This window comes from Gilvimarinus algae (genome assembly GCF_030518215.1).
GTDB classification, from domain to species: domain Bacteria; phylum Pseudomonadota; class Gammaproteobacteria; order Pseudomonadales; family Cellvibrionaceae; genus Gilvimarinus; species Gilvimarinus algae.
In genome coordinates, this window is the sequence record NZ_JAULRT010000052.1 from 247,415 (window position 1) to 271,088 (window position 23,674).

At 57.3% G+C, this 23,674-nt stretch carries 19 protein-coding genes; 9 read left to right on the plus strand and 10 right to left on the minus strand.

Features of this window, described 5'->3' with window-relative positions; all coding sequences use genetic code 11:
- Positions 1-27 precede the first annotated feature (27 nt).
- Entirely contained in the window at positions 28-633 is a 606-nt protein-coding gene (locus QWI16_RS08520) for an FMN-dependent NADH-azoreductase (RefSeq protein WP_302712378.1), read from the minus strand.
- 120 nt (positions 634-753) lie between these two features.
- Between QWI16_RS08520 and QWI16_RS08525 the strand changes: the two genes are divergently transcribed.
- Positions 754-1,647, plus strand: coding sequence for a LysR family transcriptional regulator (locus tag QWI16_RS08525; protein ID WP_302712379.1), 894 nt, complete (start codon positions 754-756; stop codon positions 1,645-1,647).
- 92 nt (positions 1,648-1,739) lie between these two features.
- Here QWI16_RS08525 and QWI16_RS08530 read toward each other — a convergent pair whose 3' ends face one another.
- Positions 1,740-2,105: a SirB2 family protein gene (locus QWI16_RS08530; RefSeq protein ID WP_302712380.1), complete on the minus strand. Its 366-nt coding sequence runs from the start codon at positions 2,103-2,105 to the stop codon at positions 1,740-1,742.
- A gap of 470 nt (positions 2,106-2,575) precedes the next feature.
- On the opposite strand from QWI16_RS08530, the gene QWI16_RS08535 reads away from it, so the two are divergent.
- From QWI16_RS08535 to QWI16_RS08560, 6 genes are all read left to right on the plus strand, one after another.
- The gene (locus QWI16_RS08535) at positions 2,576-3,787 is read left to right on the plus strand and encodes an efflux RND transporter periplasmic adaptor subunit (protein WP_302712381.1); all 1,212 of its coding nucleotides are present in this window, start codon (positions 2,576-2,578) and stop codon (positions 3,785-3,787) included.
- A 3-nt stretch (positions 3,788-3,790) separates the two neighbouring features.
- Complete coding sequence (locus tag QWI16_RS08540; protein WP_302712383.1) at positions 3,791-6,928, plus strand: efflux RND transporter permease subunit; 3,138 nt, start codon at positions 3,791-3,793, stop codon at positions 6,926-6,928.
- Between the two features lie 76 nt (positions 6,929-7,004).
- Entirely contained in the window at positions 7,005-7,205 is a 201-nt protein-coding gene (locus QWI16_RS08545) for a hypothetical protein (RefSeq protein WP_302712384.1), read from the plus strand.
- Positions 7,206-7,359: 154 nt separating this feature from the next.
- Positions 7,360-7,992, plus strand: a complete 633-nt coding sequence (locus QWI16_RS08550; RefSeq protein ID WP_302712386.1) for a PepSY-associated TM helix domain-containing protein — start codon at positions 7,360-7,362, stop codon at positions 7,990-7,992.
- A gap of 10 nt (positions 7,993-8,002) precedes the next feature.
- On the plus strand, positions 8,003-8,470 hold the full coding sequence (locus QWI16_RS08555) for a DUF2271 domain-containing protein (protein ID WP_302712387.1): 468 nt from the start codon (positions 8,003-8,005) through the stop codon (positions 8,468-8,470).
- A gap of 13 nt (positions 8,471-8,483) precedes the next feature.
- On the plus strand, positions 8,484-9,290 hold the full coding sequence (locus QWI16_RS08560) for a DUF4198 domain-containing protein (RefSeq protein ID WP_302712388.1): 807 nt from the start codon (positions 8,484-8,486) through the stop codon (positions 9,288-9,290).
- Positions 9,291-9,382: 92 nt separating this feature from the next.
- Here QWI16_RS08560 and QWI16_RS08565 read toward each other — a convergent pair whose 3' ends face one another.
- Complete coding sequence (locus tag QWI16_RS08565; RefSeq protein WP_302712389.1) at positions 9,383-9,670, minus strand: hypothetical protein; 288 nt, start codon at positions 9,668-9,670, stop codon at positions 9,383-9,385.
- Positions 9,671-10,072: 402 nt separating this feature from the next.
- Positions 10,073-12,928 (minus strand): valine--tRNA ligase, encoded by a 2,856-nt coding sequence (locus QWI16_RS08570; RefSeq protein WP_302712390.1) that lies wholly within the window; start codon positions 12,926-12,928, stop codon positions 10,073-10,075.
- Positions 12,929-13,087: 159 nt separating this feature from the next.
- On the opposite strand from QWI16_RS08570, the gene QWI16_RS08575 reads away from it, so the two are divergent.
- A complete protein-coding gene (locus tag QWI16_RS08575) occupies positions 13,088-16,162 on the plus strand; it encodes a hypothetical protein (RefSeq protein WP_302712391.1) in 3,075 nt (1,024 codons plus the stop codon).
- A gap of 157 nt (positions 16,163-16,319) precedes the next feature.
- On the plus strand, positions 16,320-16,754 hold the full coding sequence (locus tag QWI16_RS08580; RefSeq protein WP_302712392.1) for a RidA family protein: 435 nt from the start codon (positions 16,320-16,322) through the stop codon (positions 16,752-16,754).
- Between the two features lie 43 nt (positions 16,755-16,797).
- Here QWI16_RS08580 and dapD read toward each other — a convergent pair whose 3' ends face one another.
- Genes dapD through map form a run of 6 tightly spaced genes read right to left on the minus strand, consistent with a single transcriptional unit; the run spans position 16,798 to position 23,628 of the window.
- Complete coding sequence (dapD, locus tag QWI16_RS08585; RefSeq protein ID WP_302712393.1) at positions 16,798-17,832, minus strand: 2,3,4,5-tetrahydropyridine-2,6-dicarboxylate N-succinyltransferase; 1,035 nt, start codon at positions 17,830-17,832, stop codon at positions 16,798-16,800.
- Between the two features lie 15 nt (positions 17,833-17,847).
- Entirely contained in the window at positions 17,848-18,204 is a 357-nt protein-coding gene (locus QWI16_RS08590; RefSeq protein WP_302712394.1) for an ArsC family reductase, read from the minus strand.
- A gap of 46 nt (positions 18,205-18,250) precedes the next feature.
- A complete protein-coding gene (gene nth / locus QWI16_RS08595) occupies positions 18,251-18,922 on the minus strand; it encodes an endonuclease III (RefSeq protein WP_302712395.1) in 672 nt (223 codons plus the stop codon).
- A gap of 16 nt (positions 18,923-18,938) precedes the next feature.
- Positions 18,939-20,141, minus strand: coding sequence for a succinyldiaminopimelate transaminase (dapC, locus tag QWI16_RS08600; RefSeq protein ID WP_302712396.1), 1,203 nt, complete (start codon positions 20,139-20,141; stop codon positions 18,939-18,941).
- Between the two features lie 13 nt (positions 20,142-20,154).
- Positions 20,155-22,854, minus strand: a complete 2,700-nt coding sequence (locus QWI16_RS08605) for a [protein-PII] uridylyltransferase (protein WP_302712397.1) — start codon at positions 22,852-22,854, stop codon at positions 20,155-20,157.
- 3 nt (positions 22,855-22,857) lie between these two features.
- The gene (gene map / locus QWI16_RS08610; RefSeq protein WP_302712398.1) at positions 22,858-23,628 is read right to left on the minus strand and encodes a type I methionyl aminopeptidase; all 771 of its coding nucleotides are present in this window, start codon (positions 23,626-23,628) and stop codon (positions 22,858-22,860) included.
- Positions 23,629-23,674 lie beyond the last annotated feature (46 nt).

Consider the following 23,674-nt stretch of genomic DNA (forward strand, 5'->3'; position numbering starts at 1 on the left):
GCGTAGGCCTGCGCTCGCCTTGCGTGCCTAGGCCGCAACCGCTTCGTCGATAGACTGCCGGGCCTGCTCCAGCGCTTTGGCTTTGCCGTCATCACCCATTGCCAGCCCTTCGGCGTAGATAAATCGGGTATCGCTCAAGCCAATAAAGCTCAAGAACGTTTGCATATAGCCGGTCTGTGAGTCCGCCTGAGTGCCGGCGTAGAGGCCGCCGCGCGCCGCGATGATGTACACCGGGATGTTCGGCAGAAGCCCCTGAGGACCCTCGGCAGTGTAGCGAAAGGTCACGCCCGAGCGTGCAATGTGGTCGAAATAGGCCTTCAGTGTCGAAGGTATACCAAAGTTGTACATAGGCAGACCAATGGTTACCAGGTCCGCCGCCTTGATCTCACGAATCAGCTCGTCTGAGTAATCGACGATTTTCTGCTCGGCACTGCTGCGTTTTTCCGCCGGCGTCAAAAAGGCGTTAAAGCGCTCGCCGTCCAGGTGGGGCACCGGGTTGGCGGCCAGATCCCGGACAATCACTTCGCCATCGGGATTTTCCGCCTTCCAGCGTTCTACGAACTGATTACTCAAAACGGTGGACTGACCATTCTCGCCATTGAGGCTGCTCTTGATTTGCAACAGGGTTGTCATTGTGGGTTTCTCCATCAGTGAATGTCGATGGGTCTATTTAAATATTTGCTGAGTAGATGATAAATGGGGTAATTTACGGCCAAATCATCGAAATATTCGATTTGAAGGGGAGGGCACCGAATGTCCAGGGAAATGAAGGTGACGCTCGAGCAGTGGCGCGCTCTGGTGGCCGTGATTGAGCATGGCGGTTACGCCCGGGCCGCCGAGCATCTGGGAAAGAGTCAGTCGACGGTGTCCTATGCCATCAGCCAGCTGGAGCAGGCGCTCAATGTGGCGGTGTTCAAGATTGAAGGCCGCCGAGCCCTGGCCACCCCAACCGGCGAAAGCCTGTACCGGCGCGCTAAGCACCTCTTGGCGGAGGCGGAGTCGCTTGAGGGCTGTGCCGAGCGAATGGGGCAGAAAATTGAGCCGGTGGTGCGACTGGCCGCAGATCTATTGGTACCCGGTGGGGTTGTGCTGGATTGCCTGGAGCGCTTTGCCGAGCACTTTCCGGCCACCCGGGTGGATGTGCTCGAGTCGGTGTTGAGCGGGACTGAGGACGCACTGGTACAAAAGCAGGTGGACCTGGCCATAACGGCCCGTATGCCTCCGGGGTTTATGGGTGATTACCTGGGGGATGTGTCGCTGATTGGGGTCGCCGCACCCGGGCATCCGCTGCATCAAATGGGGCGCAGTATCTCCCAGGAGGATCTGCGCCATCACCGCCAACTGATTGTGCGCGACTCGGGTATCCACCGGCGCTACAGTGCCGGTTGGCAAGAGGCCGAACAGCGCTGGACACTGGCCCATATCACCACTTCACTGGCCGCCGTGCGTCGCGGTCTCGGTTACGCCTGGTTGCCCGGCGGCTATCTGCAAGACGACTTGCAAAACGGCACCTTAAAACGGCTACCCGTGGTTCAGGGTGGCGAGCGCAAGGTGGCGCTCTACCTGGTGTTTTCCGAGCCGGACATCGCGGGTCCGGCGACCAAAACTCTGGCGGGCATTGTGAAAACTCGCCTGGAGTCACTCTGACGGCTCTCTCCGGCTACGCGTCTTTTTAATCTTGAGCTTTTGCGGTGTTGTTTCTGTGGTGCTTTTCGCGCCACTTCTGGTGTGGTGTAAGGCTAGAGCGTTTTACTCATCGCCAAGTGCAGTATGCCCAAAATCCACACCAGAGCCAGTAGCGCTGCGCCCCAGCGCTTGACTCGGCTGGTGGCTTTCATGGCGATAATCCCGCAGACGATATACGCAATCACCAGCAGAATTTTAACGCTCAGCCAGTTTACCGGCCAGAGCGGGTAGCCGACGACAATGACCAAGCCAATACCGGTAGCGAGAAGGCAGGTATCGATGATGTGCGGTGCAATTTTAAAGAATTTTGCCTGGGTAAACCGGGCTCCGGCTTCGCGGGCGATAAAGCGCAAGAAGAACAGCCCGATGGAAAGGACCACAAGTAGCAAATGGGAATGTTTCAGGGCCATATAGCTCATAGGTGTAGCAGCCTCACGAGTTGAGTTTGTTTTTTTATTGGGCAATCAGTCGACCAACGAGATTTCTTCAGCACTCGGCCCAGGCCTTCAAAGCGCTCTCAGCACCATTGTCAGTCTATGGTTAGCGGTCAAATCCCCCGGCGCAGGTGAGCGACAGTCTGTCAGCGAGTCGCTGAATGCGGTTGATTTCCTTCACGGTTGGGGTTGAAGGGCCTCTGCACCTTTGCTGCCAAACCGACCAACCACCGGGCGGGATATTCAGCCTTGGCGCTTAGAGTACCATGAACGGGCAAACGCGAGTATCGGTGTTGGGCCATGCGGGTAGAAGGATCACGATCGTTTCTCGCAGGTGCAACCAAAGGGTGGGATAATGCGTCTCTATGCAAGAGGAGGGTCGAGCCTTTCGGGCTGACCCGTTAAAACGTTGCCACGAGCCCCCGAAACTGTCGTGAGCGCCCAAAGGAGTCCCCATGAAAAAGTTTGCTTTGCCCCTGGCGATTGTCGTGGCTGGTGTACTGACCATTTCCGTATTGGTCGTTGCCAAACCCAAGCCGGTGCCGCAGCCGGCGCCCGAAGCGCCAGCGAATGTGCAGGTCAATGTGGTCGAAATCCGGCCAGACACTCTGCAGTTGGCGGTAACAGCTCAGGGCACAGTGACGCCGCGGCGGGAAATCAGCCTTGTGGCTCAGGTATCGGGCCAGGTGGTCAGCGTGGAAGATCACTTTGTCGACGGCGGCTTTTTTGCCGCCGATGAGCGTTTGATTCAAATCGATGATCGGGACTACCAGGCGGCTCTGCTGGCGGCCAGTTCCAGACTGGCTGCCGCTGAGCAACGCCTCGCCGAGGAAGAGGGCTTGAGTCGTCAGGCCAGACGCGAGTGGCGTGATCTCGGCGATGACAGTGCCAATGATTTGTTTATGCGTAAGCCGCAGCTTGCCGCCGCCAAAGCGAACCTCGCCGCTGCCAAAGCTGACCTTGAGGTGGCGCAGTTGAACCTGGAGCGCACCCGCATCAGTGTTCCTTACCCGGGCAGGCTGAAAGAAACTCAGGTGGACTTGGGGCAGTACGTCTCGGCGGGGACCACATTGGCCACGGCCTACGATTCATCGGTAGTGGAGGTGCGCTTACCTCTAACCGAGCAACAGGCCGCTCTGATTGATTTGCCCTTCGCCCGGAGCACAGCGGCCAATCAGCGCCCGGAGGTGACCGTCATAGGCACGGTTGCCGGTCATACCCAACGCTGGCAGGGTAAGCTCGTGCGCACCGACGCCTATGTTGATCGCGATACGCGGATGTATTACGCCGTGGTCGAAGTGCCTGAGCCTTTCGCTCAGCAAGTGCCGTTGTTGCCGGGCCTGTTTGTCGAGGCCTTGATCGAGGGCAGGGCGCTAAACAATGTGGTCAAGCTGCCACGCGCGGCACTCTACAAACGCGACAAACTACTGAGCCTCAATGACGACAATGCCATTGTCGAAACGCCTGTGAACGTGCTGCAGAAGTCAGAAGAGTACGTGTGGGTTCAGGGCGATTTTGTCGCAGGAACGCAAGTGACTCTGGAAAAGCAGAGTCTTACTCCGGTCGGCATGATTGTAGATCCTCAGCGGCCACTACCGGCCGAGCAAAACGCTGAACCTGCGCAGCTGGCCGATACCGCTGCTGCTGTCACCGCAGCGGAGGAATAAGCCATGCGCGCGCTGATCAAATGGTTTGTCGATAACCCCATTGCCGCCAACTTGCTGATGCTGGCCATGTTGGTGGGTGGTTACGCCAGCTACTCCAGTGTTGAGAAAGAGGCTTTTCCCCGCTACGAGGGCAACATCATCACCATCGGTATGCCTTACCCGGGGGCCGCACCCGCTGAGGTAGAGCAGCAGATCGTGGTGCGTATTGAAGAGGCGATCGCCGACTTGCCCGGCATTTATCAGATAACCTCTGAGTCCCGCGAGGGCTATGGCAACGTCAATGTACAGGTCACTGAGGGATTCGATCTGCGTGAGTTGCTCAATGATATTAAGGGGCGGGTAGATGCCATCAACACCTTTCCGCCCTCGGCAGAGCGGCCGGTGGTAAGTCAGTTGATCGAACGCCAGACCCTGATGTGGGTGGCGTTGTTTGGCGATGCAGATCGGCGCCAGCTAAAAAATTGGGCTTACCAAATTCGCGATGAAATGGCGCTGCTTGAGGGCATATCCGAGGTCCGCATTAACGGCACCAAAAGCGATGAAGTGAGCATTGAGGTGTCGGAGGATACCCTGCGCCGGTACAACTTGAGCTTTGATGAGCTGGCCGCGGCCATAAGAGGCTCCTCGGTGAATGTGCCGGCCGGTGTGATTCGCACCAAGGACGGCGACTTGCAGATTCAAACTCGCGCCCAGGCATTTGAATACAAGGATTTTGCCAGCATCGTGGTCCGCAGTGGGCGCGATGGCAGCCAGCTATTGCTGCAGGATATTGCCGACATCGACGACGGTTTTAGTGAAGAAAATATCGACTTTTTTATGAACGGCAAGCCCGGCGTCAACCTCGAAGTGAAGATGAGCGACGATCCGCTGTTGTTTGAAGGCACTGCTAACGCCCGGGCCTATGTCGAGCAGTTTCGCGAGCTCTTGCCGCCCGGTGTGGAGTTGAAAATTAACTTTGAAGCCAAGGACATCTTCGACAGCCGGTTTAATCTTTTGACAGACAACGCCATGAGTGGTCTGGTGTTGGTGTTTATTATTCTCATGTTGTTTTTACGCCCATTATTGGCGTTTTGGGTGGTGGCCGGTATCGCTACAACCTTTGCCGGTTCCATCTGGCTGTTGCCCTACTTGGGCGTGTCGATCAATATGCTGTCCATGTTCGCTTTTTTGATGGTGCTGGGTATAGTCGTGGACGATGCCATTATCGTTGGCGAGAGCGTCTACCGGCATCAGCAACGCGGCGAAAAAGGGCGCTTGGCGGCCGTTGCCGGCACGCGCACGGTGCTGGTACCCGTGTTCCTGGCGGTGGTGAGTACCATTGTCTTCTTTTTACCCATGATCGATGTGCCTTCCGATGTGGTGGTCTATACCCGCTCGATTTTTTGGGTGGTATTCTTGTGCCTGGTGTTTTCCCTGCTTGAATCGCTGCTGGTCCTGCCTTCGCATTTATCGCACATGAAGCCCGAGACTCCGAGCCGTTTTCGGGTGTTGCAACGTTTGGGGCAGTTGCGGTATCGCTTTTCCGACGGAATGGAGCGCTTTGCGCAGCAGCGCTACCAGCCGGCGCTTGCAACGATGTTGCAGCGCAAGGGCAGTGCCTACCTCGGCTTTTTCTTTACCTTTGCCATCGCCTTGACCATTGTCATTGTCGGTTGGGTGAACATGAGTTTCTTCCCCCAGGTTCCCCAGCCAATGGTGCACGTCAATATCGCCTTTTCTGAAGGAGCGCCCTTTTCGCAGACAGAGAAGATCGCCCAGTATGTCCGCGACCAAGTCGATGCGGTGAGCGAGGACGAGACCTTGCTTGAGCGCAATAACGGCCAGCCGTTTGTACGCGAAATCAATCGTACGCTGAACGGTACCAGTGCCACCGTGTTTGTCGGCTTGACCCCGGAGGAGGAGCGCAGTATCGGTGCGCAGGATGTTGCCGATCGCTTGCGCGAGCTGATCGGGCCACTGCCCGAGGCCAAAAGTTACTCCCTCAGTGCCACCATGAGCGGTGGCGGACCAGACATTACCCTCAACATGAGCATGCTGGAGAACCGGCGCGACATTCAGCAGTCTGCCGTTGATGAGGTATCGGCGGCGCTTGCTGCCTACCCCGGGGTATTTAATGTGCGCAACAATTTGGACACCGAGCGCACCGAAGTCGAGGTTGAACTCAAGCCTTATGCGCAGGCGCTGGGCATTAGTCTGAGCGATGTCGCCACGCAGGTGCGCCACGGCTTCTACGGTGTCGAGATTCAGCGCATCCCTCGGGCGAAAGAAGATGTGCGTGTTATGTTGCGGTACTCGGCGGATGAGCGCAGCACCCTGGATACGTTGGACCGCATCCGTATTCGCACGCCCGATGGGCGCGAAGTGCCCATCGCAGCGGTGGCTGATTTGAAATTGGTACCCGGTACCAGCACCATCCGGCGGGTGGATCGCAAGCGCAATATCACCATTACCGCTGAGGTAGAGGAAGGGCAAGATGCCAATAGAATCACTCAGCAAATGCTGAGCGATAATGTCGACCAGTGGCGCTCCGAGTACCTTGGCTTCAGCTTAACACTCGACGGAGCACTGCGTTCTCAGGCTCAGTTTGGCGATAATTTCTCAGCCAATTTCCTCAAGGTGTTTTTGGCGGTCATGGCGATTTTTGCGGTCGCCTTCCGCTCGCTCTTTCAGCCGCTGCTGGTGATGTTGGCCGTGCCCTTTGGTTTTGTCGGTGCTGTGCTCGGTCATTTGATTGTCGGTGTGGACTTCAGTTTGTTTTCCGGTTTTGGGTTTCTCGCCTGTGCCGGTGTGGTAGTCAACGACAACCTGGTGCTGCTCGAGCGCATCAACACGCTGCGCGAACGCGGTGAAGACAGTTTTCAGGCTGTGCTAAACGCCGGTGTCGATCGTTTCCGACCCATTGTGTTGACGTCGATCACCACCTTCGTCGGGTTAATGCCGATTTTGTTTGAGCGCAGTTTGCAGGCTCAGTTCTTAAAGCCCATGGTGATCTCTCTGTCCTTTGGTGTGCTCTTCTCTTCAGTAGTCACACTGTTTCTCGTGCCCTGTGCCTATTACGGTGGCAATCGGTTGTCGCTGTGGTTGAGCGCGCGTTTTCGCACGGACACCCGTGACTCTATGCCCGCGCCCGGAGATGCCTAGTACGCTTGGGCGGGCATTGGGGAAATGGTAAAAACAGGCTATGCTCATCTTAGATTGAGAATGCGAGGAGTGCAGAGTGAAGTTTAGCTATGTGTTGATCACCACGGTCTGCCTGGCCGCTTGCGGGCCGACCGAGGATACAGATGCAAAAGCGGAAAAAGGGGCGTTTGAATCCTACACCGCCAGCCAGAAGCAGGTACTGGACAAAGCTAAGGCGTTGAAAACGGACATTGAAAAAGCCGAAAAGGAGCGTCAGGAGCGCTATCAGGATCTTTAACGCCGTTTCGCTGCGCCAAGGCTTTAGGGGGCCCTTGAGCCTTGGCACCAGGTCCTTCCGCTTATCTCAATCTGCTTTTACCCCTCAGGCGACTTGCTCTTACAAATAATAATTATTATCATCGCTGCCTTTGGGTGTGAGCTGGAGCGGTGAGTTGAGCGATAAGAAGGGGGCCGCAAAAGGCGGCAAGGTCAATAAGAAGAGCCAGTGGGCACGCTGGAGCCGGACCTTGCACTGGACCAGTTCCGCGCTGGGGCTTGTCAGTCTGCTGTTTTTCTCCATCACCGGTATCACCCTCAATCACCCCGAGTGGTTTAAAGCCGACCGGCACACCGAGACGGCAACATTGACGCTTGAGGCCGAGGCCTTCGAGCGCTGGCAGAGTGCATCCGAATCCACCCAGTTGCAGCAGCTGCTGAGTGTGATTAACGATGAGTTTGGGTTGGGCGTCCCCCGGCAGATTGATCGCGATGAGGTGGAGTGGTTTTTCGATTACCCGCGCCCCGGGGGCGTAGCCTCGGTGGTATTTGACGTTGAATCCGGTGAGATTTTCTACGAGTCCACCAGCGACGGCGCCGTGTCCCTGATCAACGACTTGCACAAGGGGCGTCACAGTGGTTTCGCCTGGAAGCTGTTTATCGATGTGGCCGCCTTGCTTGGCATCTTTATGTCCATTACCGGCATTTTTCTCTTAGTGGTTTACGCCGGCAAGAGGACCAGTACTTGGCCGCTGGTCGGGCTGGGGTTGGTCATTCCCCTGGCGTTGTACCTCTGGCTGGTTCCTTAAGGAGTTTTACATGAAAAAAGCGATGGTTCTTGGAAGTCTGCTGCTGGCGGCCCTGTCCGTACGCGCCGAGACGGTCTCGGTGGAGCTGGCAATCCCGCAGCTGGACGTGGCTGAGTATCACCGCCCTTATGTGGCGGTGTGGATCAGCAATGAGGAGCGAGAGATTGTCGAGCATATTGGCATCTGGGTGGAGCAGGAAAAGTGGTGGCGCGATCTGCGCAGCTGGTGGCGCCGTGGCGGTGCCTATACCGAGCTGCCGCTGGATGGCGTCTCTGGCGCCACCCGCAAGCCCGGCGTGTACACCCTGAATTGGCAGGGGGATCTGCCCGAGGGCGAGCTGACGCTCAATGTCGAGGCGGTGCGCGAGGTGGGCGGGCGAGAGCATCTGCGCCTGCCACTGCCGTCCGACCGAAATGGCCAGGTTGAGCAAACCGGCGACAGCGAATTGGGCCGCATCGCGGTGACTATTACCCAGTAAGGAGCACATACGAATGAAAAGAACACTGATCGCAGCACTGATGGTTTCCGCCTTCTGGCCTCTGGCGGCCGATGCGCACAAGCGTTGGCTCTTGCCCACTGATTTCAGCTTGAGCGATGCCGAGCAAGTAAGCATCGACCTGACGGCGTCCAACAATTTGTTTTACGTCGATAAAGGCATGCCGCCGGTGGGCATCAGCATCATCGACCCACAGGGGGTGACACACGAGCCCATTAACCCGGTAAAGCGCAAGCGCCGCTCGGTGTTTGATGTGGATATCGAGCAGCCGGGCACCTATCGTATTTTACAGGGCGGCGTGCCCATGTACTTTGTCTCTTACAAGGTGCCGGGTGAAGAGCAGCCTCAGCGCGGCCGCGGTGCATTGGAAGAGCTCAAAGCTGGCCTGCCCGACAATGCTCAGGAAATCAGCTTTGCCGAATCCGTTAGCCTGGTGGAAACTTACGTGACCCTTGGGGCGCCCAGTAAAAACTTTGGCAGCAGCAAAAAAGGCATAGAACTCACCGGTGGTGATCACCCGAATATGCTCTACGCCGATGAGCCCTCGCGCTTTGAGTTTAGCCTTAACGGTAAACCGGCCAAGGGGCTGACGCTGGAAGTGACACCGGATGGCACCCGCTATCGCGATTCTCTGGGAACCGTCAGTTACACCTTGGATGCCAAGGGCGGAGCTGAGGTTGAGTGGAGCACGCCGGGGCGTTACCTGCTTGAGGTGGCCACGGAACAAAAGATGCCCGAAGGCAGTGAAATCGCTAAGCGTTACTACAGCTATTTTGTGACTGTGGAAGTGCTCAAGCCCTAGCTATTGATATAAAAAAGCCCCGCTTGGCGGGGCTAAAAGACGAAGCTAAAACAACCTGACAGGGGTTGAATCAACGATTGATTCCAGTGGACTTAGCTTTGCAATTTCTTGAATTCGCGGATCGTTTTGTTGAACTCTTCGGCGTAAGCGCGCAGATCGTCTTCTGCCTGACGCACTTCGGCTGAGCTCAGCTTGGCGCAGGACAGATAATCTTCTGTCGCTTTCACGTAAGCTTTGACTTCATTGTTTGATTTCACCATTTGCGCGGTGACCGCAGTGGCGGGATTGGGAATAGCAGGCTTGTTTTGCGGCTTATCGCAGGCAAAACTCGGGGCGGCTACAACAGCCAACAGAGCGGCGGCAAACAGAGATTTTTTCATAACAAGTATCCGTATCAATTAAGGGCTGGTCGCGGGATCTTTTGGATGCCTGTCCCAGCCGGGACCGTAAAGTCGTTAGTCGCAAAGCCATGAGTGGTGTGATGAACCTCTCAAACTTGGAGCGCATTCTGCCAGCAAACTTGACACTGGGAAATACCCTATAACTAATCAATTTGTTATGGATTTGGCGAAAAAGTAAACACTTAGTTATTATTATTGCGTCTAAAAAGAATTTATTTATATTCCATAACGAAATTATGGCGGTGGTAATCAAGTGGTCTTTTTGACCATTAATCTTGTCGGTTTTTTGACGTCGCTTCTTACCCTGTTCAAGGCGTGGTGCGCGGAAGTAAGCCAAAAAAAGCCGGTCTGGGACCGGCTTTGGAACATCGGGGATTGCGGCTAGAGGGTTTCCAGCGCCTTGAGTTGCTCACTGAGCGCATCAAGGCTGGTGCCAATGTCCTCGAGCTTGGCTTTTTCTTTGTCCACCACCTCAGCAGGCGCCTTATCGACAAAGTTGGGATTGTTAAGTTTGTCGGCGACCCGCTCCTTGTCTTTTTTAAGCCGCTCCACCTCTTTATTGAGCCGGGCCTTTTCGGCCTCCACATCAATCAGCCCGGCCATGGGCACCAGAATTTCCAGCTTGCCCACCAGGGTAGTGGCGGAGGGAGGCGCTTGCTCGTCGGTGCCGAGCCAGGTAATGGTCTCGAGGTTGGCGAGCTTTTGCAGGAACTGGCGATTGGCTTCGAGCCGTTGTTGATCGGCGTCGCTGCCTTGCTGCATGAACAGGGGGATAGCCTTACCCGGTGCGATGTTCATTTCGCCTCGAATGTTGCGCACACCGACGATCACGCCCTTGAGCCACTCGATATCACTGGTGGCCTGCTCATCGAGTTTGCCGGCATCGGCGATCGGGTAGGGCGCCAGCATAATGGTCTCGCCGCTTTGGCCTGCGAGAGTTTTAACGCGCTGCCATATCTCTTCGGTGATAAACGGAATCAGCGGATGGGCCAGGCGCAGTGCCGTCTCCAGAACCCGAATCAGCGTGCGGCGTGTGCCTTTTTTCTGGGCGCCCGAGGCGTTATCGTCCCAGAGTACAGGCTTGGAGAGCTCCAGGTACCAGTCGCAGTACTCGTTCCAGAAGAACTCGTAGAAGGCTTGGGTGGCCAGATCCAGCCGGTAGCTGTCTAAAGCCTCGGCGACGGCTTTTTCGGCCTCTTGCAAACGGCTGATGATCCAGCGATCGGCCAGCGACAACTCGAAGTCGCTGGCGCCGTCTTGGCCGCAGTTCTGACCTTCGGTATTCATCAGCACATAGCGAGCGGCGTTCCACATTTTGTTGCAAAAGTTGCGGTAGCCCTCGACGCGACCCATATCGAATTTGATGTCGCGGCCGGTAGACGCCAGTGAACAAAACGTCATGCGCAGGGCATCGGTGCCAAAGGCGTCTATGCCTTCGGGGAATTCCTTGCGCGTTTGCTTTTCGATCTTAGGGGCATCTTTCGGGCGCATCAGGCCCTTGGTGCGCTTGGCCACCAGGCTCTCAAGATCTATGCCGTCGATAATGTCCAAGGGGTCGAGCACATTGCCCTTGGATTTACTCATCTTCTGGCCCTGGGCGTCGCGCACCAGTCCGTGAACGTACACTGTTTTAAAGGGGATCTGGCCCTTGCCCTGTTCATCTTTGACCAAGTGTAGGGTGAGCATCATCATGCGAGCTACCCAGAAAAAGATGATGTCAAACCCTGTTACCAGCAGATCGGTCGGGTGAAATTTTTTCAGGTAGTCGGTCTGTTCTGGCCAGCCGAGAGTGGAGAAAGTCCAGAGCCCGGAGCTGAACCAGGTGTCGAGTACGTCTTCATCCTGCTCCAGCTCTACCTCGCTGCCCAGATGGTATTTGGCGCGAACTTCGGACTCGTCGCGGCCGACATAGACGTTGCCCGCCTTGTCGTACCAGGCAGGAATGCGATGGCCCCACCAGAGCTGGCGGGAAATGCACCAGTCCTGGATATCGCGCATCCAGGAGAAATACATGTTCTCGTACTGCTTGGGAACAAATTGAACCTCGCCGTCTTCGACCGCCCTGATGGCCGGTTCGGCCAGTGGCTTGGTGCTTACGTACCACTGATCGGTGAGCCAGGGCTCGATCACCACGCCCGAGCGATCGCCCCGGGGCACCTTTAGATCGTGGTCGTCAATTTTTTCCAGCAGGCCGGCCGCTTCAAAGTCCGCGACGATCAGCTTGCGTGCCTCGTAGCGATCTTTACCGGCGTAAGCGGCGGGCAAACTGTTGTCTATGTCATTGCGGGCGCTGCCATCCAGGTTAAACGGCTGGGCCTCGGCGAGCACGCAGGCGGAGGCATCCAGCACGTTGATCAGTGCCATGCCGTGGCGCTTGCCCACCTCGTAGTCGTTAAAATCGTGTGCCGGGGTAATCTTGACGCAGCCGGTGCCGAACTCGCGCTCGACATAGTCATCGGCGACGATGGGAATACGGCGCCCGACCAGGGGCAGAATGATCTCTCTGCCAATCAGCGCCTGATAACGCTCGTCCTCTGGGTGCACTGCCACCGCGGTATCGCCGAGCATGGTTTCCGGCCGGGTCGTGGCGACCACCAAGTAGTTCTTGCCTTCGGCCGTAGTGGCGCCATCGGCGAGCGGGTAGCGCAAATGCCAAAGAGAGCCTTTCTCTTCGTGGTTCTCTACCTCGACGTCCGAAATGGCGGTATGCAGTGCCGGGTCCCAGTTCACCAGGCGCTTGCCGCGGTAGATCAATCCGTCGTCATAGAGGCGGACAAAGGCTTCTTTGACGGCCTCAGACAAGCCATCGTCCATGGTGAAGCGCTCGCGGGACCAGTCCAGCGATGAACCCAGGCGACGCAGTTGGCGAGTGATGTTGCCACCGGACTCCTCCTTCCACTGCCAGACTCGATCAAGAAACGCTTCGCGCCCCAGGTCGTGGCGGCTGATATTGTCGGCGGACAGCTGACGCTCTACCACCATCTGTGTGGCGATACCGGCGTGGTCGGTACCCATTTGCCACAGAGTGTCCTTGCCCAGCATGCGCTGATGACGAATCATGGCGTCCATCACAGCGTTGTTAAAGCCGTGACCCATGTGCAGACTGCCCGTCACATTCGGTGGCGGAATCATGATGCAGTAGGGCTCGTCTCCGCCCTGAGGCTTGAAATAACCCTGTTCTTCCCAGGTTTGGTACCACTGGGTTTCGATGGCCTGGGGCTGGTAGGTTTTATCCATGGACTGTCGGACCTTTTGCCTTGCGCTAAACGGAATGAAAGGGCGCGATTATAGCGGGTTTGGCGCGGCAAGTAGAGGGGCGCGGCTGGATAATGCCTTGAATTCACACGGTTAATAAGACAGAGTAATCGGCTGAAAGAAGTCATGGGGAGAGGGAGTATGTTCAGGCTGGTTTTCGCCGGGGAACTGATAACAGGGTTTGACCGCGAATCAGTGATTCGCAACCTCGCCAAGCTGCTCAAGCAGGAGGAGCAGACCGTCCGTGAGAGACTGTTCGCCGGCCAGCCCGTAGCGGTGAAAAAGGTCGACACCAAAGAGCAGGCACTTAAGTGGCGCAAGGCCTTTGCCAATGCAGGCGCCGTGCTGATTGTGCTCAAGCAAGCGGGGGAGGACGCATCGGCACAAGAGTCTTTGGCAAAAGGTTCGCCGGCCGGACATCTCCCCGCAGAACGCGAGCCGGCGCCCAGTGAACAGCCATCCCTCAGTATGGATTCACAAGACGCGTCCGATACGCCGATAGACGTCGATGAAGACGACCCGTCGGCGACCCACTACGAAGAGCCCACGCCCGCCAGCGAGGCGGCCCGCAGCGCCGGCATTCGCAAACGCAACAAAGTCTATGTATTGCTCGGTGCTGTGGCGCTGGCGTTGATTGTCGTCATCGTTCTGGTGCTCTGGTCCACCAAGGCGCTCTGGCAGGGTATTGAACTTGAGCCCAATCGGCGCGACCTCGGGGCGGCGCTGTTGACCCCACAGACCTACGCTCTGGCTCGTGTGGATATCGACCGGCTCAAGGCGCTGGAGGAGCTCTCCGGGCGAGCCGCTAACCTCAGCGCTTTGCCCGGCGATACCGACAAGCTGTTCGATTCGCTGGCGGCGGCGGGTATCGATATGCGTGCCCAGTCCTCCTACTTGTGGCTGGCCGGCTATGCCTCGGGCCGCAAAGGCGACGGCCTGATGGTCGTGGAGGGGCAGTTTGATGCTTCCAAGCTCAGCCGCTGGTTGGGCGAGCGTTACAGCGTAGAGCAACCGCTGCCCGATGGCCTGCTGTTCACCACCACCAACGAGAGCACTTGCGAGAAAAGCGAGCCGCGCCGTGCGCTGATCCGTGACGATCTGTTGGTGATCGGCGGGCCGGAGGCGGTGGAAGCCTTTGCCCAGCGCCTCGAGCAGGGAGTGGCGATTGCCCCTCAAGTGCAGCACTGGTACGACCTGAGCGCTGAGCAGCTGGCCTCGCTTGCGGTATTTGAGCCGGCCAACATCGGCAAGGCGGCCGGAGGCATGCCGGGCTTTATGCTGAAAAGTCTTGGCGCTGCGGCCAGTCCGGCCAGTGGGCTCTACCTTGGCGCCGAGACGGTTGCCTTGCCGCCTGGGGTCGAGTTGAGTGTGCTGGTGGAAAGTCAGGACGAGGATTTTCTGAATCAGTCCAAAGACGCTATAGACGCACGTTTATCCGAGTTGCGCCAGCAAGCGGCGACGAATTTTCCCGAGACGCTTAGCCTCTATGATCGGCTGTCGGTAAACCGCACTGACAGTGGCGTGCGCGCCGCCATGCGCTTTGACGAAAACCTCTATCGAGAACTGGAGCAATGGATCAATTCGTTATTCAGCCAGGCTTTTTCCATGGGCGGTGATGATCAGGCGCCGGTGGAGGAGCAGCTCGACGAAGACCCGCCGGTTTTCACTGAACAAAGTGCCGAACCCAAGCCCTTTGAACACTTTAGCGCGCTCAGCGACGCATTTTTCAAACCTGTGGCTGCGGTGGGCCCTTTTGCGCTGGCCGTGGATTCGCTCGAGCTGGGCGAGGATAACCGCATTCACGTCAACCTGAGTGCACGCGCTTACGAGCTGCCCAATGTCCCAGGCCGCGGTGCGGCGGCCCAATTGTACATCGGCGATGTCGTCGATAGTGCGGGCGAGTCTCTATTGGTGGTGCCCGAGTGCGGCCCGGATGCCAACCGCGATGCCGGCGACATCGGCAACCCCATCAATCACAGCAGCTATATCGACGGCGAGATGGTCAGCTATCTCAGAGTCAGCGGTGAGAAATCCATTGTGTTGCGCGAGGGTACTTCGCTCGGTGCCATTGCTCAGCTGTCGGGCTATATCCGCTACCCGCAGGTAACCGCAACGGAGCGCATCCGTTTGCGCCAACCTCTGGCCGGGCAGGTGGTTGAGCGCGAGGGTGTGCAAATTCGTTTTATGGAAAGTGGCAAGCACTCGCTGAGCTATCGCTTTAGCGGTGATACCGATAGGCTTCTGCACGTGGCGGCTCTCAATGCACAAGGCCAGCCGCTGTCATCCGGCGGTGCCCTGTGGGGCGATGTTTTGTTTGGCGCTGGCAAGTCCGCTTCGGTGGACTTTCGTGGAGAAATCGCGAGCGTCGAGGTGGTGCTCGCGAGCGACATTGAAGAGCGTCGCTACCCCTTTACCCTGGATCGTTTGCTGCCTCAGCCCCAGGCCTCCGATTTCCCCAAGCGGCAGCAGAGCTGGCAAGACGCCGGGTCTTGGTCAGCCCTCGCCGAAGCCGAGCCGCCGAGCGTCAGTTACGACTGGAGTCAGCCCGCTCAGGAAGTGAGTGTCGGGCCGGTTCTGATGGCGGTTAATGAAGCCTCGGCAAGCGGCGGGTTTGGCTTCTCGTTGGCCGCTGACTTGTATGTAACAAACCAGATACCCCTGCATACGCTTTTGAGTGGTGTGCGCTTGTCCGTTGACCAATTGGTCTTGGCAGGCGGCGAAAAGCGCGCGGTTGAGGTGACGGGCTTCGCCGCTTTTTCTCACGATGGCGGCTATTGGATGAACGGCGAGTACCAGCCGGACGATGAGAGACCCTGGCTTAAAGCCGGGGTGCGACTCGGGGATCGCGATATTAAAGCGCAGGAGGCGCAAGCCATAGAGGGGCACCTGAGTATTGCGATCCCTGAGTCGGCCAGCACGCACGAGTTAGCCTTTGATCTCGGTGCCAGTTGGTCCAGCGACGATTTTTCGCTAACGGTCACCAAATTCACGGCCGAGGCACTCTATCTGTCGTTCAGCGGTGACATTTCGGCACTGATCGGTGTTGAGGCCTACGCGGATAAGCAGCGAGTGTCAGAGCAGGCCGAGCTCGAACAGTTTTTTGGCGATGCCCAAATCAAGTTGCCATTAACGGCTGTGCCCTCTCACTTGATCATCGAAGTGGGCGAGACTGTGCAGCGCAGCCGCTTTGAGTTTACTGCGACACTGGAACCCTGACAGGGTTTTACGACAAGCCATTAGCAGGCTTTAGAAATATTAATGTTATTTAACTGGCGTTACTCGTGCGCCGGGGCCATAGTTCCGGCCGATAGCTGCTGAGCTATCGGTGGTGGCAGAGGGTTCTGCACCACTTGGCAGAACACGAGGAAAAGCAATGAAGCGAGTATTTTTGGCAGGTTTAGGGTTGGCCCTTGCGTCACTCAGCACACAGGCGGAAGAGGTTAACGAGCTGAGCCGGACGTTTGCCGGCCCGTGGGAGAAAGAGATCGGCTATGCGCAAACCGTGCAGGCCGGACGGCATTTATATCTCGCCGGATTGGTAGGGCCCGGAGAAACGGTTGAAACGCAGCTTAGCAATATTTACGAACGTATCGTCCAGATATTGAGCACTCATGGCGCCGACACCAGCCACATCGTGAACGAGGTGATCTACACCACGGATATGGCGGCGCTGCAAGAGGCCATATCCACGCGCAAAGCATTCTTTACCCTAGATCGCTACCCGGCCGCCACCTGGGTAGAGGTCAGCCGTTTGTTTGAGCCTGGCCTCAAAGTCGAAGTGCAGGTGACTGTGTATTTGCCGGAGTAATCCGCGGAGCACGCGATCGCCCGGCAGGGCGATCGCTATGATCCTAGGCGTTTTTGTGCAGTTCTTCGTTCAGTTGCACAGACGATTTGTTGGTCAGACACTCGGTGCGACCGGTCAGAGAGTTGCGGCGAAACAGCAAGTCATTTTTATTGGCCAGCTCGCGCGCTTTGACGACTTCCACTTCATTGCCGCTGTCATCCAATACGGCGACTTTGGTGCCGGCGGTGATGTAGAGGCCCGATTCGATGGTGCACCGATCGCCCAGGGGAATGCCCGTGCCGGCGTTGGCGCCGAGCAAGCTCTCTTTGCCAATGCTAATGACAATATTGCCGCCGCCCGACAGCGTGCCCATGGTGGAGCTGCCGCCGCCAAGATCTGAGCCCGACTCGACAAACACGCCCGCCGAAATCCGACCTTCAATCATGCCCGGGCCTGCGGTGCCCGCGTTAAAGTTGACGAAGCCCTCGTGCATGATGGTAGTGCCTTCACCGAGATAGGCGCCCAGGCGCACGCGCGCAGTGTGGGCAATGCGCACACCGGCGGGTACCACGTAGTTGGTCATCTTCGGGAACTTGTCAACGCAGGCGACTTCCAGCACTTCACCGTTCAGGCGCGCCTGCAGCTGGCGCTCGGGCAGCTCTTCAAGATCAATAGCGCCCTGATTGGTCCAGGCGACGTTTTTCAGTACACCAAACAGGCCGCTCAAATCAGTGTCGTGAGGTTTGACCAAACGGTGTGAAATCAGGTGCAGCTTGAGAAAACCTTCGGGCACCGAGGCTGGCGGCGCGTCTGTGCCCAGCAGTGTCGCTACCAGCGGCTGCTGGCTGGCGGCCAGATTATCCGCCACATGTGCCAGTTCGCTGTCACCGGCGGCTCGCAGCGCCTCGGCCAGCTTGCCTGCGCTCGCAGGGCTCAATTCAACCACTTGGTTGCCGCCGGTGTAGCCAAGCGCGTCAGCCAGGGCCTTGGCTGTGGAGGCCTTCGGCTGCAGCAGGGGGGTTGGATAGAAAACTTCCAACCATTCGCCTTTGCGGTTTTTGGTGCCGACGCCGAGGCCGACGCTGAATAACTCAGTCATGGTGTGTCCTGTGTCTTAAGCGTTAAACAAAGTGGAGTAGTCGTCCGCCTTGAAGCCGACTCGAAGTTCTGAGCCGGTTTCAAGCAGTGGACGTTTGATCAGGGTGGGGTGCTCGGTGAGCAGGTTAACGGCTTTGTCGGCGTTGTCCGCCGCGCCTTTTTGCTCATCGCTCAGGCCCTTCCAGGTGGTTGAGCGGCGATTGATCAATGTCTCGGCGCCAACACGGTCGAGCCACTGGCGCACCTGCTTGTCGCTGAGGCCATCGCTGCGAAAATCGTGGAATTGATACTCGAGGCCGCGATCTTCCAGCCAGCGCCGGGCTTTTTTCACGGTATCGCAGTTTTTGATGCCGTAGAGAGTGGTCTGTGCCATGGGCCGCTCCATTCAAAAGGCGGCTATGATAGCAAATTGCCGCCGGCTATGGCTTGTGGACTTTTTTCGGGTACTTGCGCGCGGGGAAGCAGGCCCGGCACAGTCCGCATATCAAACCATTGCAGCCGCGTGCGGTGCAGTGCTCGCGACCGTAGTAGATAATCTGCAAATGCAGCTTGTTCCAGCGCTCGCGCGGAAACAGGCGTTTGAGGTCTTTTTCTGTCTGCACGACATTTTTGCCGCGAGTCAGTCCCCAACGCTGCGCCAGGCGATGAATGTGGGTATCCACGGGGAAGGCGGGCACGCCGAAGGCCTGGCTCATCACCACGCTGGCGGTTTTATGGCCCACCCCAGGCAGGGATTCCAGCGCCTCCATGTCGGCGGGCACCATGCCGTTGAATTCGCTGACCAGTCTTTGCGAGAGCACAGAAATGGCTTTGGATTTCTGTGGCGAGAGACCACAGGGGCGGATGACCGCCTGAATGGTTTCGACCGGAACCTTGGCCATATCAAAGGGGTTGTCGGCGAGCTGCCAGAGCGATGGGGTAACCTGGTTGACGCGCTCGTCGGTGCACTGAGCGGACAGAAGCACGGCCACCAGCAGGCTGTAAGCGTCGAAATGCGCGAGCGGAATCGGGGTGGTGGGGTAGAGTTGATCCAGAGTCTGCTGAATCAGCTCTACGCGCTCGGCAATGTTGAGGTTTTTCAGTTCGCTCATAGGCTCAAGTTGGGCGTTAGAGTCCGTGAGCACTGACAAAGTCGCGAATGCGTTTTGCCGCTTCAATGCACTCACTTTCGGTGGCTACCAATGCCATGCGCACATAGTGCTCGCCCGGGTTCAGACCGTCGCACTCGCGCGAGAGGTAAGCGCCTGGCAGTACGGTTACATTCTTTTCGGCAAACAACCTTCTGGCAAATTCCTCACCTGGCATTGACAGTCGGGGCCAGAGATAAAAGCCCGCCTGAGGTGCACTGACGTCGAGACAGTTATCGAGGATGCCGAGTACCGCGTCAAACTTGGCGCGGTAGGCATCGCGGTTTGCCAGAACATGGTCTTCATCAGACCAGGCCGCCATACTCGCCAGCTGCGCCGGTACCGGCATGGCGCAGCCGTGATAGGTGCGGTAGGTGAGAAATTTTTGCAGTATCCGGGCATCGCCGGCGACAAATCCAGAGCGCAGTCCCGGCAGATTCGAACGTTTCGAGAGGCTGTGGAATACGACACAGCGCTCAAAGTTGTCCCGGCCCATAGCACTGGCTGCCTGCAGCAGGCCCGGCGGTGGGCTGTTCTCATCGCGGTAGAGTTCGCTGTAGCACTCGTCTGAGGCAATCACAAAGTCGTAGCGCTCGGCAAGCTCGATCAGTGTTTGAAACTGCTCACAGGATATCACGGCGCCGGTGGGGTTTCCCGGTGTGCACAGGTACAGCAGTTGGCAGTCGCGCCAGACGGCTTCGGGCACCGCGCTGAAATCCGGGATAAATTGATTGTCGGCCGTGCAGTTTAAAAAGTGCGGCCGGGCGCCGGCGAGAAAGGCAGCGCCTTCATAGATTTGATAGAAGGGATTGGGGCTCACCACCAGCGGGCGCGGCGCATCTCGGTTGATGACTGCCTGGGCGAAGGCGAAAAGCGCTTCGCGGGTGCCGTTCACGGGTAGCACCTGTGTCTCGGCATCCAGCGGCTTGGCGAGCGAAAAGCGTTTGCCGGCCCACTGGGCGATAGTGCTGCGCAGTTCAGGCAGGCCTTTGGTGGCCGGATAGTTGGCAAGCCTGCCGAGGTTTTCGCTCAACAGCCGCAGGACAAAAGCGGGCGGCTCGTGCTTTGGCTCGCCAATGGATAGCGCAATGTGCTCGAGTTCAGCCGGCGGCTGGCAACCGGCTTTTAGGGCCGCCAGTTTTTCAAAGGGGTAGGGGTGCAGTAAATCCAGATCGCTGTTCATTCGCTGTCGGTCGTTAAAAGCCCGCCGCCTGGTCCACCCGGTCGTCCAGCTGGCGGCATATTTCTGCTTGCAGCTGCCGGCACAGTTGTGGGTCGGACAGGGGTTGGCCCTGGTTATCAGTGATAAAGAAGATGTCTTCCACCCGCTCACCGAGTGTGGCGATTTTGGCGTTTTGCAGGTGAAGGTCGAACTTGATAAACACCCGGCTGATGCAGGCGAGCAGCCCAGGGCGGTCCGGGCTGATGACTTCCAGCAGGGTATAGCCGCTGATCATATCGTTGCGGATACTGGTGCGCGTGGGCATGTTGAAATGCTTGAGCCGGCGTGGCGTGCGCCGCACAACGATATCGCGATACTCGTCCACCAGTGCCAGCTCTTTTTGCAGGGCATCGTGAATGTGTTTGAGCACACCCGGGTCGGTACCCACGGGTTCACCGTTTTGGTTTAGTACAAAAAACGTATCCAGAGTGTAACCGGACTTGGAGCTGTAGATGCGCGCATCCTGCACGTTGAGATTGAGCTGATCCAGGCCCGAGGCCATGGCGGCAAACACATTGTCGCGCCCTTTGCTGCGCACGAAAATCTGGGTGGCGCCCTCCAGCTCGCGGCTGGAGGTCTCCTGGATCAAGATCAGCGGCCCGTTTTCATCGCGGTGTTGCAAAATGGCCTCGGTATGCCAAGCGATATCGAGATAGGACTCGCGCAAAAAATATTCGTCGTTGACGTCCTCCCACAACTTGAGGCACTGCTCGGTGCTGATGTTGTGGCGATTGAGACGTAAGATCGCGGCCTGTTGAGTTTCTTCAATCCAGTCCTGTTTGTCGATGGGGTTTTCCAGGCCCCGGCGCAACGCGCGCTTGGTCTCGAGGTACAGGGTGCGCATCAGGCTGGCACGCCAGGTATTCCACAAGTCCGGATTGGTGGCGTTGATATCGGCCACCGTCAGAGCGTAGAGGTAATCCAGGTGCATCTGGTCGCCCACGGTCAGGGCAAAATTGTGAATTACTTCCGGGTCGGAGATGTCCTGCTTTTGCGACACGGCAGACATCAGCAGGTGCTTCTCTACCAGCCAGCTGATCAGCCGCGTTTCGCGCGGAGACAATTGATGGCGCGCGCTAAAATCCTCGGCATCCACTGCACCGAGGATTGAGTGATCACCGCCTCGGCCCTTGGCGATATCGTGGTAAAGCCCGGCGACCAGCAGGGTTTCGATTTTCGGCAGTCGGCGCATCACATGCCAGGCGACAGGGAAGTCTTCCCGCGCCTTGGGGAGCAAAAAGTTACAGAGGTTTTGCACCAGCAACAGTGTGTGTGCATCGACGGTATAAATATGAAAAAGGTCGTGCTGCATTTGACCTGTCACCCGGCCAAACTCTGGCAGGTACAATCCGAGAATGCCATAGCGCAGCATACGCTTTAGATTTTCAACCAGCTGGTCCGGGTAACTGAACAGCTGTAGGAAGAGGTCAGTGTTGCGCGGATCGGTGCAAAAATCCTGGTCGATCAAGTGGCGGTTTTCCCGCATCAGGCGAATCGTTGATGCACGCACGCCCTTGATGTCTGGGTTTTGCGCCATCAGCAGGAAAATTTCCAGCAGCGCCGATGGCGACTCTTCAAACACATAAATATGGGCGACTTCGATGTAATCATCGCGGCGCTGAAAGCGTTCGTTGATCGGGGTGACGGTTTTCTTCACGCCCCGCTGCAAAATGGCTTCGTAGAGAAACTGCAAGAGCACATCGTTGAGTTCACGCAGTGACATGACCAGCCGGTAGTAGGTGTGCATAAACTGCTCAACGGCCAAGCTTTCGTCGGTATCTTTGTAGCCGAAGAGTTTGGCGAGCTCGCGTTGGTGATCAAACAGCAGGCGATCTTCAGGGCGATTGGCGATCATGTGCAGGCCGTAGCGCACGCGCCAGAGAAATTCCTCACCGTTTTGCAGCAGAGAAAATTCCTCTTCGGTGAAAAAGCCTTTGCCTTCGAGCTGTTTGAGGGTACGCACTTCAAAAAAGCGTTTGGCAACCCAGGCGATGGTTTGAATGTCCCTTAGGCCGCCGGGGGCGTTTTTGATGTTGGGTTCTAAGTTGTACTCGCTGTTTTTATATTTTTCGTGGCGCCGGTTTTGCTCGTCAAATTTGGCGCGAAAGAAATCGTCAGCCGGCCAGAGTTGATCCTGAGTCGTATAAGACAACAGCTCCACCCGCAGCGAAGGGTCGCCGACCAGAGTGCGGGACTCCATCAAATTGGTGGCCACGGTGATGTCGTCGCGGGCAATGGCCACACATTGGGCAACGGTGCGCACGCTGTGGCCGATTTCAAGCCCGATATCCCACAGCAGGGTCAGGAGCTTTTCCAGGTTGTCTCTGCACTGTGCCTCCAGACCCTCCTCAAGTAAGATGAGCAGGTCAATGTCGGAGTGAGGGTGCAGTTCACACCTGCCGTACCCGCCTACGGCTTCCAGGCTGATGCCCTCGGGCCAGTCGAACTGGTACCAGGCATAGTGCAGCAGGCAATCGACAAACAAAGCGCGCTCATGAATCAGTGCGCGTATGTCTTCGCCCTCGCGAAACCGTACATCAAACTGGGCGTTGGCCGCGGTGATGGCGTCTTTGAATACAGTAATGACCGGCTGATCCTCCAGAGCCCGGCGGAACCGGCTCTGGTCAAAGAAAAACAGCGGACGGGTAAAGTAGGGCAGGCTCTCAGGGGCCATGGATCAGAATGACTCCTCGGTCCGCGCGGTCAATACTTCAACGCCGTCGGCAGTAACGGCCAGGGTATGCTCCCACTGGGCGGAGAGGCGTCCGTCTTTGGTTTCTACGGTCCAGCCGTCGCGCTTGAGTTTGGTTTGCGGCTTGCCGGCGTTGATCATTGGCTCAATGGTAAAGGTCATGCCCTCTTTGAGCTCAAAGCCCGTGCCGGCGCGGCCGTAGTGCAGCACCTGAGGCTCTTCGTGAAACACTGTGCCTATGCCGTGCCCGCAGTACTCGCGCACCACCGAGTAGTAGTTGGATTCGGCGTGCTTTTGGATGACCTCGCCGATGTCGCCCAGCCGACAGCCGGGTTTAACCAGTGCTATGCCCTTATAGAGGCACTCCTGAGTGACCTCTACCAGCCGCTTGGCGTGGGGGGCGGGCTCGCCGACAAAGTACATTTTACTGGTGTCGCCGTGGTAGCCATCGAAAATCACAGTGACGTCGATGTTGATGATATCGCCGTTTTTCAGGATTTTCTTTTCCGACGGGATGCCGTGGCAAATGACCTGATTGACAGAGGTGCAAACGGATTTTGGGAAGCCGCGGTAACCCAAGCAGGCGGGAATGGCTTTTTGTTCATCGACGATATAGTCGTGGCAGATTTTATCCAGCTCGGCGGTGGTGACGCCAGCCTGAACGTGGGGTTCGATCATTTCCAGCACTTCGGCGGCCATACGGCCAGCTACGCGCATTTTGGCAATGTCTTCGGGCGTTTTAATGGATACGGTCATGCTGTCTCGCTTGTGATGCCCGCGGAGCGGACCACTGGGATCAAAA

Bases quoted from the DNA above. Each gene is read 5' to 3' on its own strand.
- QWI16_RS08520 (WP_302712378.1), bottom strand. From the start codon at position 633: ATGACAACCCTGTTGCAAATCAAGAGCAGCCTCAATGGCGAGAATGGT.
- QWI16_RS08525 (WP_302712379.1), top strand. From the start codon at position 754: ATGTCCAGGGAAATGAAGGTGACGCTCGAGCAGTGGCGCGCTCTGGTG.
- QWI16_RS08530 (WP_302712380.1), bottom strand. From the start codon at position 2,105: ATGAGCTATATGGCCCTGAAACATTCCCATTTGCTACTTGTGGTCCTT.
- QWI16_RS08535 (WP_302712381.1), top strand. From the start codon at position 2,576: ATGAAAAAGTTTGCTTTGCCCCTGGCGATTGTCGTGGCTGGTGTACTG.
- QWI16_RS08540 (WP_302712383.1), top strand. From the start codon at position 3,791: ATGCGCGCGCTGATCAAATGGTTTGTCGATAACCCCATTGCCGCCAAC.
- QWI16_RS08555 (WP_302712387.1), top strand. From the start codon at position 8,003: ATGAAAAAAGCGATGGTTCTTGGAAGTCTGCTGCTGGCGGCCCTGTCC.
- QWI16_RS08560 (WP_302712388.1), top strand. From the start codon at position 8,484: ATGAAAAGAACACTGATCGCAGCACTGATGGTTTCCGCCTTCTGGCCT.
- QWI16_RS08565 (WP_302712389.1), bottom strand. From the start codon at position 9,670: ATGAAAAAATCTCTGTTTGCCGCCGCTCTGTTGGCTGTTGTAGCCGCC.
- QWI16_RS08570 (WP_302712390.1), bottom strand. From the start codon at position 12,928: ATGGATAAAACCTACCAGCCCCAGGCCATCGAAACCCAGTGGTACCAA.
- QWI16_RS08575 (WP_302712391.1), top strand. From the start codon at position 13,088: ATGTTCAGGCTGGTTTTCGCCGGGGAACTGATAACAGGGTTTGACCGC.
- QWI16_RS08580 (WP_302712392.1), top strand. From the start codon at position 16,320: ATGAAGCGAGTATTTTTGGCAGGTTTAGGGTTGGCCCTTGCGTCACTC.
- dapD (WP_302712393.1), bottom strand. From the start codon at position 17,832: ATGACTGAGTTATTCAGCGTCGGCCTCGGCGTCGGCACCAAAAACCGC.
- QWI16_RS08590 (WP_302712394.1), bottom strand. From the start codon at position 18,204: ATGGCACAGACCACTCTCTACGGCATCAAAAACTGCGATACCGTGAAA.
- nth (WP_302712395.1), bottom strand. From the start codon at position 18,922: ATGAGCGAACTGAAAAACCTCAACATTGCCGAGCGCGTAGAGCTGATT.
- dapC (WP_302712396.1), bottom strand. From the start codon at position 20,141: ATGAACAGCGATCTGGATTTACTGCACCCCTACCCCTTTGAAAAACTG.
- QWI16_RS08605 (WP_302712397.1), bottom strand. From the start codon at position 22,854: ATGGCCCCTGAGAGCCTGCCCTACTTTACCCGTCCGCTGTTTTTCTTT.
- map (WP_302712398.1), bottom strand. From the start codon at position 23,628: ATGACCGTATCCATTAAAACGCCCGAAGACATTGCCAAAATGCGCGTA.